Origin of the sequence: Arcanobacterium hippocoleae (genome assembly GCF_031456295.1) — a bacterium.
GTDB lineage: Bacteria > Actinomycetota > Actinomycetes > Actinomycetales > Actinomycetaceae > Arcanobacterium_A > Arcanobacterium_A hippocoleae.
On record NZ_JAVDUJ010000001.1, the window covers coordinates 254,847 to 269,824 of the forward strand.

Annotated in this window: 13 protein-coding genes, 2 tRNA genes and 1 pseudogene; 9 read left to right on the forward strand and 7 right to left on the reverse strand. The window is 47.5% G+C overall.

The window, feature by feature from the left end:
- Positions 1 to 106: 106 nt before the first annotated feature.
- From phoA to J2S36_RS01220, 3 genes are all read left to right on the forward strand, one after another.
- Positions 107 to 3,298 carry an alkaline phosphatase gene (phoA, locus tag J2S36_RS01210; protein ID WP_309954731.1) on the forward strand — a complete coding sequence of 1,064 codons (3,192 nt, stop codon included), beginning with the start codon at positions 107 to 109 and terminating at the stop codon, positions 3,296 to 3,298.
- A 97-nt stretch (positions 3,299 to 3,395) separates the two neighbouring features.
- Positions 3,396 to 4,211 carry a TIGR03943 family putative permease subunit gene (locus J2S36_RS01215; protein ID WP_309954733.1) on the forward strand — a complete coding sequence of 272 codons (816 nt, stop codon included), beginning with the start codon at positions 3,396 to 3,398 and terminating at the stop codon, positions 4,209 to 4,211.
- Between the two features lie 20 nt (positions 4,212 to 4,231).
- Positions 4,232 to 5,239: a permease gene (locus J2S36_RS01220; RefSeq protein WP_309954735.1), complete on the forward strand. Its 1,008-nt coding sequence runs from the start codon at positions 4,232 to 4,234 to the stop codon at positions 5,237 to 5,239.
- A 110-nt stretch (positions 5,240 to 5,349) separates the two neighbouring features.
- Here J2S36_RS01220 and J2S36_RS01225 read toward each other — a convergent pair.
- Positions 5,350 to 5,422 (reverse strand) — tRNA-Val (locus tag J2S36_RS01225).
- 220 nt (positions 5,423 to 5,642) lie between these two features.
- Positions 5,643 to 5,765 carry a hypothetical protein gene (locus J2S36_RS01230; RefSeq protein ID WP_309954736.1) on the reverse strand — a complete coding sequence of 41 codons (123 nt, stop codon included), beginning with the start codon at positions 5,763 to 5,765 and terminating at the stop codon, positions 5,643 to 5,645.
- 481 nt (positions 5,766 to 6,246) lie between these two features.
- On the opposite strand from J2S36_RS01230, the gene J2S36_RS01235 reads away from it, so the two are divergent.
- From J2S36_RS01235 to J2S36_RS01250, 4 genes are all read left to right on the forward strand, one after another.
- Positions 6,247 to 7,287 carry a methionine ABC transporter ATP-binding protein gene (locus J2S36_RS01235; protein ID WP_309954737.1) on the forward strand — a complete coding sequence of 347 codons (1,041 nt, stop codon included), beginning with the start codon at positions 6,247 to 6,249 and terminating at the stop codon, positions 7,285 to 7,287.
- Positions 7,271 to 7,951 (forward strand): methionine ABC transporter permease, encoded by a 681-nt coding sequence (locus J2S36_RS01240; protein WP_309954739.1) that lies wholly within the window; start codon positions 7,271 to 7,273, stop codon positions 7,949 to 7,951. Before J2S36_RS01235 ends, J2S36_RS01240 begins: the two co-directional genes overlap by 17 nt.
- 118 nt (positions 7,952 to 8,069) lie before the next feature.
- A complete protein-coding gene (locus tag J2S36_RS01245) occupies positions 8,070 to 8,957 on the forward strand; it encodes a MetQ/NlpA family ABC transporter substrate-binding protein (RefSeq protein WP_309954741.1) in 888 nt (295 codons plus the stop codon).
- Between the two features lie 98 nt (positions 8,958 to 9,055).
- Entirely contained in the window at positions 9,056 to 10,429 is a 1,374-nt protein-coding gene (locus tag J2S36_RS01250; RefSeq protein WP_309954742.1) for an FAD-binding oxidoreductase, read from the forward strand.
- A 54-nt stretch (positions 10,430 to 10,483) separates the two neighbouring features.
- Here J2S36_RS01250 and J2S36_RS01255 read toward each other — a convergent pair whose 3' ends face one another.
- From J2S36_RS01255 to J2S36_RS01265, 4 genes are all read right to left on the reverse strand, one after another.
- Positions 10,484 to 10,762, reverse strand: coding sequence for a hypothetical protein (locus tag J2S36_RS01255; protein WP_309954743.1), 279 nt, complete (start codon positions 10,760 to 10,762; stop codon positions 10,484 to 10,486).
- Between the two features lie 39 nt (positions 10,763 to 10,801).
- Positions 10,802 to 11,119 carry a hypothetical protein gene (locus J2S36_RS01260; RefSeq protein WP_309954745.1) on the reverse strand — a complete coding sequence of 106 codons (318 nt, stop codon included), beginning with the start codon at positions 11,117 to 11,119 and terminating at the stop codon, positions 10,802 to 10,804.
- 111 nt (positions 11,120 to 11,230) lie between these two features.
- The gene (locus tag J2S36_RS08605; RefSeq protein ID WP_374717323.1) at positions 11,231 to 11,494 is read right to left on the reverse strand and encodes a (4Fe-4S)-binding protein; all 264 of its coding nucleotides are present in this window, start codon (positions 11,492 to 11,494) and stop codon (positions 11,231 to 11,233) included.
- A gap of 91 nt (positions 11,495 to 11,585) precedes the next feature.
- A complete protein-coding gene (locus J2S36_RS01265; RefSeq protein WP_309954747.1) occupies positions 11,586 to 13,001 on the reverse strand; it encodes an FAD-dependent oxidoreductase in 1,416 nt (471 codons plus the stop codon).
- Between the two features lie 330 nt (positions 13,002 to 13,331).
- On the opposite strand from J2S36_RS01265, the gene J2S36_RS01270 reads away from it, so the two are divergent.
- Positions 13,332 to 13,829: a hypothetical protein gene (locus J2S36_RS01270; RefSeq protein ID WP_309954749.1), complete on the forward strand. Its 498-nt coding sequence runs from the start codon at positions 13,332 to 13,334 to the stop codon at positions 13,827 to 13,829.
- Between the two features lie 78 nt (positions 13,830 to 13,907).
- On the opposite strand, the pseudogene J2S36_RS01275 reads toward J2S36_RS01270, so the two are convergent.
- Positions 13,908 to 14,369, reverse strand: a pseudogene (locus J2S36_RS01275) (pyrophosphohydrolase domain-containing protein); the annotation flags it as partial.
- 277 nt (positions 14,370 to 14,646) lie between these two features.
- Between J2S36_RS01275 and J2S36_RS01280 the strand changes: the two are divergent.
- Positions 14,647 to 14,733: transfer RNA gene (locus J2S36_RS01280), tRNA-Leu, on the forward strand.
- Positions 14,734 to 14,978: the final 245 nt, after the last annotated feature.

A 14,978-nucleotide genomic window follows, 5' to 3' on the forward strand; every position in this document is an offset into this window, starting at 1 on the left:
CAGGGAATTTTAAGCTTATTTTCCGATTCGCGGTGGTGGTAAAGTCGCCATCGGCAGGCAATAAACGCGGCGTTTATTGAGCCACATTGTTGCAATAGGAGTACATATGTTTTCCAAGAAAAAGTCAGTGGGGGTGTTGACTGCAGGTCTGACGGTCGCGGCTCTTTCTATAGTCCCACAGAGCGTCAGCTTTGCGGAAGGTGAGAGCACCTTCCAAAAGTACAATGGTCCAGAGTCCTGCATCGCAGTAGATTCCTCCGGCAAAGTGAAGGCTCCTGGGCCAGGAGATTGCGCCCAGTTCGGTAAAGAAGGCCAGCAGTACACTAATGCGCGGGCGAAGAACGTGATCTTACTGATTGGGGATGGCTTCGGTCAGCAAGAAATCACCGCTGCACGCAACTATCTGAAAGGTGCAGGCGGACGTTTTGAAGGAATCGACGCCTTCCCGATGACTGGCTTTTACACGCATCATTCCATCAATCGCAAAGACGGGAAAATCAACTACGTCACCGATTCTGCGGCATCTGCGACGGCATGGACCACAGGGGTAAAGACCTATAACGGTGCCATCGGGGTGGCGCTGGACGGTAAGCCGGTGGAGAACATTTTGGAGATGGCCAAGAAGCATGGGATGCGCACTGGTAACGTCACCACTTCGGAAATTCAGGACGCCACACCTGCTGCTCTCAGCGCACACGCCTTGAACCGGAAATGCTATTCCCCGGAAGAAAACAGCGACTCTTGTACGGGTGAGGCTTTCGATAAACAGTGGCGGCAAAATGGGGGATTAGGCTCAATCTCTGAGCAAATCCTTGACCTGAGAGCTGATGTTACCTTGGGCGGAGGATCTAAGTATTTCAACCAGAAAGTCCAGGCTGACGGTGAGGGACGTAACCCTTACGTGGAAAATACGATGAAGTGGGCCAAAGACAAATCGGTGTTGGATAACGCGAAAGATAACGGATTCCAGGTCGTTACCAACGCTGACGAATTATCCAAAATTACCGCAGCGAACCAAGACAAACCACTACTGGGACTGTTCCATGAAAAGAATATGACCACTCGGAACGCCCCGTCCAAGGCTAAACGCGGCGCGGGACTAGCTGCCCCTGCTTCATGTACGAAACAGGATACAAAGGGCGAACCAGAACTGTTGGCGATGACTGAAAAGGCGCTGGAACTATTGGACGACCCGAAATCTGAAAAGGGCTTCTTCTTGCAGGTAGAGTCTGCCTCTATCGACAAGCGGGCACATGCTGCAGACGCTTGCGGCATGATTGGTGAAGTAGAGCGATTTGACGAGGTTGCCAAGGCTGCGCTGGACTTTGCTGCAAAAGACGGCGAGACTCTGGTGATCATGACCGCTGACCATTCTCATTCCAGCCAGATTATTTACGATAACTCTGAGTCGGTTTCCCCGGTCACGCGCCTGAAGACTGCCGATGGTTCGTCGATGTCCGTGGCTTATGGCACCATTCCTGCTGACGTGATTGAAAACGATCCAAAGTCTTCCACACAGCACACGGGTGCGCAGCTGCGAGTGGCTGCCTATGGGCCGGGTGCAGAGAATGTGATCGGTCAGATTGACCAGACTGATGTGCACTTCGTGATGACTAATGCTTTGGGAATCACCAAGGGTGGGGATCAGCACAAAGCTGTGCTTGGTGAGTTAGCCAAGGGTGCGCAGGCCAAGGACGTCCCAGCAACTTGCTATGAGATTTCGGCTGACGGCAGCGTGGTGCCAGGGGCTGGCGACTGCGCCCAGTTCGGCAAGGAGGGCCAAGGCCGGGATAAGTCCAAGGCGAAGAATGTTGTATTGTTCATCGGGGACGGTACAGGAGATTCGGAGCTTACCAGCGGGCGTAACTACCTGTACGGGGCTTCTGGGCGTCTGCCGGGAATTGATAACCTGCCTTTCACTGGCAGCTATACGACCTATGCGCTGAACAAGAAAACTGGGGTGCCAGACTTAGTGACGGATTCGGCCGCTTCGGCTACAGGATGGTCCGCTGGCGTTAAGACCTACAATGGGGCATTATCGGTAAACCTGAAAGGCGAGCCGGTGCCGACACTCTTAGAGCTGGCGAAGAAGCAAGGCCTGAAAACCGGAAACATCACCACCGCGGAGATTCAAGATGCCACCCCGGCCGCTTTCGCTACCCATGCCTTGAATCGCAAGTGTTACGGACCAGATGAGAAAGAAAACTCTAAGAGCTGTCAGGGAGAAGACTTCAAGGGACAGTATCGGGAAAACGGCGGTCTTGGGTCTATCTCCGAACAGTTGGTAGACAGCCGTGCAGACATTACGATGGGCGGCGGATCCAAAGCTTTCGGACAGAGTGTTAAGAAAGGCGGCACCTGGGGCGGACATAAGTGGACAGAAGGTGAGAGCGTTTTGGATAATGCCAAAGCGCAAGGCTTCCAGGTGGTCACCACTGCTGAAGAATTCGATAAGATTACTGAAGCCAACCAGGATAAACCAGTGCTCGGGTTGTTCGCGGAAGGTAACTTCCCGCGTAATTACACCCAGACCATTCCCGAGGTAGACGGACCCAAAGCTCCGCCCGTGACCTGCACCAATAACGCTGAACGTCCCGCCACGATTCCATCCTTGGCTGCGATGACCACCAAGTCGATGGATTTGCTGAAGAACGACAAGGGTTTCTTGCTGCAGGTAGAAGGCGCGTCGATCGATAAGGCTGACCATGATGCTGATATTTGCGGGCAGATTGGCGAGTTGAACGAACTGGATTTGGCAGTGCAGGCAGCCCGTGAGTGGGTGAAGCAGAATAACGAGCCAACCTTGCTGATCATGACTGCTGACCATGCTCATACTTCACAGATTGTTGCACCGGGGATGCTGACATCGGGCCGGGCGACCACCTTGAACACGGTCGAAGGGTCGAAAATGACCGTCAACTATGCTACTGCTGCATCTAATGACGATAAGGAAGCGCTGGGCGGTCAGACTCATACTGGTGCACAGCTGCGGGTCGCGGCTGAGGGGCCGGGCGCAGGTAATGTGGTTGGGCAGATTGACCAGACCGATGTGCATTTCGTGGTGGCAAACGCCCTAGGGCTCTACGGAGGGGATACGAAGATTGACCTTACCCCGCAGTGGGATAAGCCTAGCCAATACCCGCAGTCTGGCGTAGGTTCTGGCAACATCATGATTTGGGTGCTAGTAGGCGGGATCGTTGTGGCGCTCGTAGCGGCTTTGGCAATCGTGGGATCACGGCGTAAAGCTGGGGTTACGCAAGGTGCTGCTGGAGTGACAGCGAATAACGACGAAGAATAGTTTCTAGATTAGCGTGCCTTGCCAAAAGGATGGAAGTGTCCTCTTGGCAAGGCATTGCAAAAATCTGTGCAAGAAGGGCCGGGGAGAATCCCGAAGGATGAGCAAAATGACGACAGATGCGGAGTTTCACTCGCTGCGGATGGACACTAGCCGGGCGAATTTCGCGGGGTGCGCGATTCTTGCGGTAATTGGGGCAGTGCTGATTGCCTTGGTATTTACTAACGGTCTCTCAAACTATCTGCAGCCTGTGTTTAAGCCGTGGATTGCCTTGACTGGTGCGTCCCTAATGGCTTTGGGGCTGTGGACTTCGCTGTGTTTATCGTCCCATGCTGCGCATCAGATTCACAAAGCTCATGCGGAATCGGCAGGGCATGAACATCGCCTGCATCGTACGGTCTACCTGCTGCTAGTGCCGCTGCTGCTGGTGTTGGTGGCTTTGCCCGCACCACTGGGATCGTCCCTGGTGAACTCTGCTGCAGTAGGCGGCGGGCAGGGGACGGCGCCTACTGCTCCGTCGCAATCTGCCGTGCAGCGGGTGCAGCGTAATTCCGATGGTACGTTAGCTTACCCGATGCTGAACGACGGAGTGAACGAGTTAGACCTGGAGGAGCTAAACAGCCGCTATTCTTTTGGCTCCAAATCACAATTGGCTGGGAAACAGGTGAAACTGGTCGGTTTTGTGGCGCCAGACCCCAATAACAGTGCGGTGTGGCGAGTTAGTCGTTTCAAGATTTACTGTTGCGCTGCTGATGCAGTGCCTTATGTGGCTACCGTCCTTGGGGCAGCCATGCCGCCAGCAGATTCCTGGGTAGAAGTCACTGGAACTGTGGAAGTGTCACAGTCTGACGGGATTGTGGCACTGAGCGGGGTGCAAGTGAATCCGGTGAAGCAACCGGATTCACCGTATCTGTGAGCGATGAGTGAAAGAAGAGGATGAGTCTGATGATTAAGAATCCGGTTTTAGCCAGATTGCGTGCAGCTCACCAATTTTGGGTGCTGGTGTTGTTATCGGCGGCGGCAGTGATGCTGGTGGCGCTAACTGCGATTACCGGGCCGGTATGGAAAATGCCGGGAACTCTCGAATCCTGGGCGGCTATCACCATCGCTATTGTCTTCCAGGCCCTGCCATTTCTAGTGTTGGGGATTTTGGTTTCTGCCGTTATTTCCGCCATTGTTCCTGAGGATTTGCTGCGTCGTTTTACCCCACGTAACGAGGTGGCTGCGGTGCCGGTGGTCTGTTCGACAGGTTTACTGCTGCCGGGATGCGAGTGTGCCTCGGTGCCAGTGTCTAACGCGCTCATGCGCCGGGGGATTCCCCCGGCTGCTGCATTGGCGTTCCTGCTGGCTAGTCCGGCTATTAACCCGGTAGTTCTGATTTCCACGGCCGTTGCCTATACCGGGCGTCCGGAGATGGCTTGGGCGCGGCTGGTGGCTTCGCTGGTGGCTGCGGTGTTGGTGGGTTGGCTGTGGATTGCTTTTGGCAGTGATACGTCGATAAAGCGAAGTGAAGTGCACGGAGAGGTGACGGTTTCCAAATTGGAGGCGTTTCGCACGGCTGCTTTCCATGACCTGCTCAATACTGGGGGATTCTTGGTTTTTGGGGCAATGGCAGCAGCGGCCGTGAAAGTGCTGGTGCCGCGCTACTGGTTTCAAGCTTTGGAGCAGGTGCCTTTTGCGACTATCTTGGCAGTAGTGGTGCTGGCAGTGCTGTTGTCTTTGTGTTCAGAGGCTGACGCTTTCATTGCGGCATCGCTGACGCACACCTCGTTGACTGCACAACTTGTGTTCCTGGTGGTTGGGCCGATGGTGGATCTGAAACTGATCGCGATGCAGACCGGCACCTGGGGCGGGCGTTTCGCGCGGCGTTTCGTACCACTCACCTTGCTAGTGGCGATAGCTGCAGGTTGTTTTATCGGCTTCCTGTTCTTTGGCTCGCTGTAATTGCGCTGCGGTTCTTTCCTGTAGTGCTTCTTTCCCGTGGCGGTCGGCAGCTTATTTCCTTTTTCGCAGATGCAAAAATGTCGCTCTTTTGAGAGAGCGACATTTAGCGGTGGACCCTACCGGACTCGAACCGATGACAACCTGGGTGTAAACCAGGTGCTCTACCAACTGAGCTAAGAGTCCGTAAACGAATTTACGGACTCTTTACGGATTTGTAAAATCCAATTACTAAAAATCGAAGTGATCTGCCCCACGTAGGTGGCTGTCATAGAAAAAATGAAACGCTATCATCAGACATATTGCAACTTTCATTGATTGATCAGCCGCTATTTTCAGATGATTTTGCTTTATTTTTCCTCCGGTAAAATTGGCATCGGAGTTGGGGGTGAGCCGATCGGCAGGATTAACTGGTGCTGGTGGTACGCCTACGGAAACTTTGCAAACCACCAGCTAACGTGGCAAGCCCAGCACCTGAAACACCGGCTGCACCTTTAGAAGCAATAATCATAAAGATTAGCAATCCCATCTGCTCGGGAATACTCAGCGGCATATGCATTGCCGCTGTATCCCAAAATATGAACAGGAAATCTACTCATTTGAAAATATTCGCAGCTGCGATTACGCTTGCATCAACACAAATTTTTGCTACGAAAGGAGGTTCGCGATGAGCTTGGCTAAAAGTGCAATCACAGCAAATAATCATCAGCTTTCGATGATGCAGCGAATGTTTAGCTCCCGAACCGTTCATTTCGTAGGTTTAGTGGGGTTCATTCGCATTTAACTAGATTCGATTGTTGATGGTGTTAGCGATTTAGCGGAAGAACTTTCAGTATTCCTCAGACGGTTCGGGAGAGAAAATCCAGAACCGTTTTTTATTTGGAGCATCTCGAAGATATTCATCGTGAAATTAAGTGTTTTCCACACTAGTGCATCACGTACTAGGGAAACCTGTATTTTCTTTAGATGACGGGAAGCTGCGCAATATTTTGAGGAAAGGATTTGTTCAGGTGATTACACTGAGCAATGTATCAAAAACTTTCACTGGAAACACCCCGGTTACGGCTGTGAAAGATGTAAATCTCGCAATCGAAACTGGAGAAATCTTTGGCATAATTGGTTTTTCGGGAGCTGGAAAATCTACCTTGGTGCGTCTGATCAATCTGCAAGAACGCCCAACTGCAGGAAAAGTTTATTTAGATGAAGTTGATTTAACTGAGCTTTCAGCCCGTCAAATGCGGACAAAACGCAAAGAAATCGGAATGATTTTTCAACAATTCAACCTATTTCCATCACGCACAGTTGCACAAAATGTAGAACTGCCACTCAAACATCTCCGTCTTTCAAAAGCTGAACGCAGCTCACGCGTTGCCGAACTGTTAAAGCTTGTGGATTTAAGCGAGAAAGCAAATCAATATCCGGCAGAGCTATCCGGTGGGCAAAAACAGCGTGTGGCAATAGCGCGAGCACTCGCAAGCAAACCAAAAGTACTGCTCTGCGATGAAGCTACTTCGGCACTTGATCCGCAAATGACGCACTCGATCTTGAGACTCCTAAAACGGCTCAATCACGAATTAGGGATTACGATCGTTTTAATCACGCACGAAATTGATGCAATTAAGTCAATCTGTGATCGCGTTGCGATCATGGCACAAGGTGAGATCGTAGAATCTGGCGATGTCTATTCAATTTTTGCCGATCCACAAACTCTGATTGCCAAAGATTTTGTGCAATCAGCAGGGAATCTTGGCGTAGTACATGAACTGATTGCTGATCATAATGAACTCGTTAAATTGGCTCCTGGTGAAGTGCTTTTGAAACTGCAATATTTAAGTTCAAGCACAAAAATACCGTTAGTATCAGTACTTTCACGACGTTTCAATGTAGATTTCAATATTATTCTTGCCGATTTGGAGATAATTCAGCAGGCTTCGCTTGGAGGTTTGATTTGCAAGCTGAGTGGTTTACAAGAAAATATTACGAACCTTCTCACGTATCTTAATGAACTCGGAATTAGAGCGGAGGTGCTTGTTGATGCAAGAGTGGCTTGAAACTTATTTTCCCAACGTATTTGCTGATCTGCCGGCATTGTGGCAAGCGACAGGGGAGACACTGTATCTGCTGGTTGTTGCGGGAATCATTTCATTTATTCTGGGACTATTTTTTGGAACCCTGCTTACCGTAACGCAAAAGACTGGAATTTATTCATTACCTCCGCTCTACCAGGTGGTAGATAAGTTGCTGAATCTTGGAAGATCGATTCCTTTTATTATTTTGCTCTTTTTATTACTGCCGCTCTCGCGTTTGATCATGGGTACAGCCATTGGCGTAGACGGTGCGATTGTGCCGCTCGTATTTGGTACAACACCATTTTTTGCCCGGCAAATTGAAGCAGCACTCGCAGGAGTTGGCAGAGGGCTGATTGAAGCGGCGCAATCTATTGGGATGAATACATTTGAAATTATCTACCGTGTATATTGGCGGGAAAGCATTGCCAGTATTGCGCGCGGCACTACCATCACTTTGATTAACTTAGTATCTTTAAGCGCAATGGCAGGTGCCGTGGGTGCTGGTGGTCTAGGTAATTACGCCTATATTTATGGTCAGCAGCGAAATCGAATGGACATCATCTGGGCGACGGTGATTATCCTCGTCGTGATCGTCACGATAATCCAAATTATTGGCTATCTTGCCGCAAAGCGGAATACGAAATAACGACGGATTTTATCGAAAATATCAAAGGCTAAAGTAGCGCGTGAATCTTTTGATCACGCAAATCGTGGATACGCTTCATCCAAAATAAGCAAATAGCAAACTATATAAGGAAAAGATAATGAAAAAGAAAGTACTTTTCGCACTCACATCTGCAGCAATTCTCGCCCTCTCCGGATGTGCTGGCACTAGCAGTGAAGATGGTAAAAGTAATACGGCGACGGCAAAAGAAACAACACAAGTGCGTGTTGGTTTAACTGGCACATTCAATGAAGATATTTGGAAAATTGTGAAAGACGATCTCCAAGATGAAGGGATTGAGATTAAAACAGTGCAATTTGCAAATTATTCTTTACCGAATGCGGCTCTTGCAGCAGGCGATATCGAATTAAATGCCTTTCAGCACCACGCATTTTTGCAAGATGAAATTAAGAACCACGGATACGATCTGACCCCAATTGGCGATACTTACATCGTCACGATGAGCATTTTCTCCGATCAGATCAAAGATTTGAAAGAGCTGAAAGCCGGAGACAAAGTAGCCCTGCCAAATGATGCAACAAATGGCGGACGGGCACTTAAATTACTTGCAGCAGCAGGAATAATTGAACTTGATTCAGCCAAAGGAGATACACCAGAAGTTTCAGATATCACGAAGAATGAATTAAATTTACAATTCCAAGAAGTAGATGCAAATCTTGTTCCTTCACTGATTCCTGATGTTGCAATTGCAGTAGTGAATGGAAATTATGCTTTAGATGCAAAATTGCCTGCGGAGCAAAAACTTTTCACTGAAAAAGAATGGAATTCAAATGCTTACTATCTGAATATCACTGCGCGCACTGCAGATAAAGACAATCCAACATATCAGCGGATCGCGCAAGCATACCAGACAGCGAAAGTACAGCAGCTATTTGCAGCCGAATTCAAAGGAAATTTGATTTCCGCATGGGATCAGCCAGATGGGCAAAAAGCAGGCGAAGCACCAAAAGGACTATCTGCAAAGTAAAACTGATGTTGCATCACCACAGTAGCCGCTTAAAACATTAGTAATTTCAATACAAAAATTCCATTCTAGATGGTTAACGAACTAAGGCAGTGATGGTCGTGTTTTTACACAAGCTCAGCGAAATTTTGCCAAGTGAACAGATTTTTATTGGCGATAATATTGACGCAAAATATCTTTCAGATTTTTTCGGGAGAGAAAAGGGTGCTGCGATTGCGCTTGTATTTCCGAAAACGACGGAGCAAGTAAGCACAGTCGTGCGCTTGGCAGATGCATATCGTGTGCCCGTGATTCCACGTGGTGCGGGCACAAATCTTGCCGGATCTACTTTTCCCGAAGCTGTGCATAATGCGATCATCATTGACTTATCGTTAATGAATCAAATTCTTGCATTGAACCCAGAAACGTTCACAGTTACAGTGCAACCTGGCGTATTGCTTTGTGATTTGCAAGAATATGTTGAATCCCATGGATTATTTTATCCGCCTGATCCGGGAGAAAAACACGCCTCGATCGGCGGAAATATTTCTACGAATGCTGGCGGGATGAGAGCCGTCAAATACGGTGTGACCAGAGATTACGTGCGTGAGCTTGAAGTAGTTTTGCCAAATGGGGAAATAGTTTGCTTAGGGGCAGCGACGGTAAAAGATGCAAGCGGGCTTTCTTTGAAAAACTTGATTATTGGTGCCGAAGGGACGCTCGGAATAGTTACTAAAGCTACACTTAGACTGATTGCGAAGCCGGAGTTTTCCGTAGATGTTTTAGTTTCTTTTTCGTCATTACGCACTGCGTTGGAAAGTGTTCCTGAGATTTTGAAAACGGGGGTCATTCCTACTGCAATTGAATTTATTGCCGGTTCAGTAGTGCAAATGGGAGAGCGTTTTACTAGCTTACAGTTTCCAGCACCGAAAGCTACCGCGTATTTACTGCTTACCTTTGATGGTCCAAAACCTCAGATTGCTGATGATCTCAGGCGCGTCGAAAACCATTTGCGAGAACTCAAAGCACTAGATTTTCTTACTTTGGATAAATCAGGGAGTGTAACGGTATGGAAAATTCGCGGTTGTCTGGTAAAGGCGGTTGAAGCACAGTGTGCACAAGAGCCTCTTGATCTGGTTGTACCAATAGATAAAACTGCTGATTTAATCGAATCCGTGCAGCAGCTAACAGCCGAAACTGGTGTGGTAACTGTGGCTTTTGGTCATGCTGGCGATGGGAATGTGCATCTTTGCGTCTTGCGTGAGCAAAGAAACGATGAAGAATGGCAGGCTGATTTAACGAATTTTCTCACGCATCTCTATCGGAAAGCTGCTGACTTAGGTGGATTGGTGAGTGCTGAGCATGGTATTGGTATTGCGAAAAAGCGATACTATCTTGCGTTAACTGACCCAGCAATCGTCACCTTGCAAAGGCAGATTAAAGCAGCAATAGATCCGAAAGGAATTTTTAATCCAGGCAAAAGCTATAGCATTTAGCCAGAGCAGCTTTTCCCTGCTGATTGCGCTGATTGCAAAGAAGTTAATTGCAATTTAACGTTTGGAGTGTTCGCTCACGTGTACCTTATTGGAACGGGGAAATTCGCGAGCGCACGCGTCTTTCAGGGCACGTTTCAGCTGGTGCGCTTGGTCAAATGTGGATGTCTCATTACGATAGCCGTGCTCACGAAGAATGATTCTGCCGTCGTCCTTATATGTTACTTCGACCCAGCGATCTTGCTTCCAGGTATAAACCGTGACAGCAGCATTCTGACCTCGTTGTGCAGTTGCATATAACCGGGCCTGTGCTTGTTTTAACGGCATCGCTTTCATCCGCATTCCTTTCTGCCAGAGCAAAGCATTACACAGCGGTTATTTTAAGAAATCAGTAATTTCTTTGGTGAAGGTTGACTTCTGGATATTTATGCTGATGTAGACTACCGTGATGTGTTCTTTCGCGACGGTGAAAGCTGCCCGGATTGGAGGGAGTTTTCCGATATTGACACGACATTCATAGACATGAAGTTCGTGAGATAAAAGGCGAGTAGCCAGCTTCGTCTTCGCAAATCCGGTATCGATTTGCTGGGTGATTTGATTTATCACGGTGTTGCGAATTTCTGCTTCGTGTGCCGCATATTTTCGAAAGATTGCTTTACACCCGTGTGGATCAAAATCGAATTTTAATTTCACCAATCTTAGCTACCTCCTGATGTTACTGATTATAACTATGTAACTTAGGAAGTAGGGGTGGGAGTATTTTGGGAGCAATTCGATTCTGAACTGCTCCCAAAAATCATTAATTTAAGCTGGGTGTTCTTCAATACGCAAAGCGTGCCGAGGGCAAGTGCTTACCACGTTACGGAGAAAATCCGCTTTTTGTGCTGTATCGGCGACACTCGGATTTACCCAAGGACGTGCCTTAACGTTGAAAATTTCAGGCATTGATCTCACACAATTTCCAGAATGGATACATAAATCAGAATCGAAGCTAACATCCACAAGCGGCCCTGTGTACAGCTTTCTTTTAGGATCTTGCATATTTTCCTTTCCCTTATTCTTAATCATACGCGCTTTCTGAGCATAATTATCGTTAAACGGTTGAATTATTAATTAATTTCTATGCTGTCAGAAAAAGTAGAATCTTGCGCGTGAAATATTAAATTTCAGCGAGTAGTTCGTTCAATGCTTCGGTTGTTGCAGGATGAGTATAGATTCGATCGCGCAATGACGTGTAAGGAAGTTGATGATCCATTGCCAACGTGATCAGGTTGATTAATTCTTGTGAATCGATGCAGAAAAGTGTGGCACCAAGAATCTGTTCGCTCTTTTTGTCTACAACGATTTCCATAAACCCGCGCGTGTCATTGACGGCTTTCGCGCGCGGCATTGTAGCTAAAGATGAAACTTCGCGATTTGCGATAGCTACTTCCCAATTATTTTCCGCAGCTAGTTCTTTAGCTTTCTCAGCGGTAAGTCCAACTCGGGAAAGCGGTGGAGTGAGAAAAGTAGTAGTTGGTACTGCGCCACGATTTAGCAAAGAGCGACCTGAAAGATCTTTCCCGTGAAGGAGTTGATCTGCTACGATTCGGTGATCGTCAAAAGAAATATAAGTATGCTGCAGGCCGCCATTTACGTCTCCCACAGCCCAGATGTTTCTGGCGGTTGTGCGTAAAAACTCATCAGTGAAAATTGCGCCATTTTTTACTTCTATCCCAGCTGCTGCAAGATTTAAGCCGTCAATATTTGGTTTCCGACCAATTGCGATCAGCAATGCATCTGTGTCAAAGGACGCGTGATTAGTGTGGATTGTGAGTGGGGCAGTAGGATCTGCTGGTGCAGCTACTTTTTCCACCCAAGTTTGATGCATGAAAGTTATTCCAGCATCGCTGAGGATTTTTTCGACTGTGGCGCGGGTTTGTTCGGATTCATGCGGAAGAATTGATTCGTTACGATTTAATATAGTTACGGATGATCCAAAATGTGCGGATATATTTGCTAGTTCAAGTGCGATATATCCGGCGCCGATAACTGCTAGCCGTCGCGGTAAATTTTCCCGATCAATCAATTCAGTAGATGTGAGCACTCGTGGATCTAACAGCGGATTATCACCCAAACCTGTAATTGGAGTCATTACTGGGGTGGCGCCAGTATTGATGATGATCTGATCTGCAGTAACTTCGAGTTCATCGGTGCCGGCTGTCAGCTTCAATTTTCTTTCGTCAATAAATTCAGCATGTGCAACTACTACAAGCACACCTGGTTTTTCCATCATTGCAAGATTTGCTGCATTCATTTTTTCCCGCAGTGTCCGTTTGCGACTCATTGCTTGCTGGTAAAAATCATCGGAGAACTGGTGCGAGTGAGATGCAGTGGCATCGTGGAGTAGTGTTTTTGTTGGAACGCATCCGATGTTGATACAAGTACCGCCAAACATGGCTGGATCTTGTTCGATGAGCACCACCTTTTTCCCTGTTTTCGCAAATTTGGCAGCGAGAGTTTTCCCCGCCTTTCCAAATCCGATAACAGCAAGATCAACATGGGTAGTTTCGAGTGTAGCTGGAGAAAATGGCATGATCATCCTTTTCAGATTGAGAGCTGTTATTTATTGAATTAGCGCAAGTAACTATAAATTTTGTGCAACAAACGCGATATTTTGCTTAACGCCGATCAGCAAAATCGTATTCCCAAAGCTGCGAACAGCACGCGAAACAGCCCAAAATCAGTTGTGAAAACAGTTTTGCGAAAGTTGCGTAGTAAAAGTGATATTTCACCGCGGTCTAAGATGCAGAAATAAATGTTGCATGTTCGCTGCTCGCGCGAAAAGGTTTTCCGACATCACTATTTAGATATGCTTAAAGAGTTTTAATTGAGACTTGTCATTATTCAACTTTTCAGGAGAAAAATGTTAAATCCGAAGATCCTATTTAAAATTATGACGGTAGCCGGGCCGGCAGTATTCAAAATTGTGCGTAAATACGGTCCGCAATTGCGTGAATTGTATGAAAAAAATCCGGAAGTCTTCCAAAGATTAACGAATAAGATGAATTTGATTTCAAAGGCAAGAAAAGACGACGCAAATGCAGAAAGTCTTGCAAAACGCGTCGCAATATTGCGGGAGCAAGTAACCTACTTGTACGCCTCAGCTAATACGCCAGAAGCTGCGCAGCGTGCGCGAAAATGGCGTACAGAACTTTCCGGTATCGAGAAATCTTTACCTTTGCTGGAAGCAATGGCCAAGAAAGCTCAAAAAGTTGAGCTAAAAGTATTAAATGAGCGGATCGACAAGCTATCGGCAGCAATCATTTCGGCCAATATTGAAGATGAAATTGAAGACGCAGAATTTGAATCAGGCAATCAAAAAGCGCGGGAAATGAATGATCCTGACGCTACGGCATACTGAATTTTGCAAAAATGCAAAGATGATGCTTTCTGATCATGGGGTGGGCAGTTTATCTATCAAACTGCCCACCCCAGTTATTTAAGATTTAGCTGCTGATTCATCTGTTAAGCCGAGTGCGAGCGCGATATTTGGTGGGAAAAATCCTGGTCCCTTTAATACTTTTCCGTCTTCACGATAAATCGGTTTTCCGTCAGCGCCGAGTTTTGACATATTTGACGCTTGTACTTGCGCGAGTACTTTTGTGAGCGGAATAGCTGTTTCTAATGCCATTCCGTAGATCACGTAAGTTAAATCTGCCAGTGCATCAGCTGTTTCAATAACATCGCGAGTGTGGTCGTCCTCTTGCAAAGCTTCTGCGTAGGCGCGTTCGATTTTTTCACGTGCTGTTTTCCCATAGACGGCTCCTACAAGCTCGGCGAATTCTTCGGCGATCAACGCCATGCGCATATCGATCCGTTCGCGGTCTACGCTTGGGGTGCCGGTATAGATTGGAAGATTATACGTTTCGTGAAATTCACGTACCAGCGATTCTGGATTTTCCGGATTTGCTTGTGATTTTTGCAAAGGAGGATCCTTTCTTAATTACGCATCACTTTCTATTTCTGTTTTTACTTCTGTGCATTTTCAGTGTGGAGCGATTCGTGACTAAGTGTACTCATGCTGCATTATTAATGCATGGTGTGCAATATCTGTTTGCCAATATCGGGAACTGATATTGGCAAACTTGCGCTAAATCACATTGTTTAAGTGTTAATAGAATTGGCAAATGTGTAGATAGAGTGATAAGTTATTACCCGTTGCGAAAGCAAAAATAAATGCGCGGGTGGCGGAATAGGCAGACGCGCTAGCTTGAGGTGCTAGTCCACATATTACGTGGGTGGGGGTTCAAGTCCCCCTCCGCGCACGAATGAGCCTGAACGGTGAGAAAGCCGTTCAGGCTTTCTTATTAGTGAAGTTCGGAGCTACGTGACGGGCTAAGTGCCAAAATCGTTGCTTATGGCGGCGTGTCGTGGTTTATGTTGATCGTCCTGCCCCAGCCTTTTCGGATGTGGAGGCCGTCTTTCCATTTTCTTCATCCACTCATGCGATAAAAAATGAGTTCTTGCCGCCAGTTATGCGGCGAATCCGAAGTTCATCTCACAGTAATTT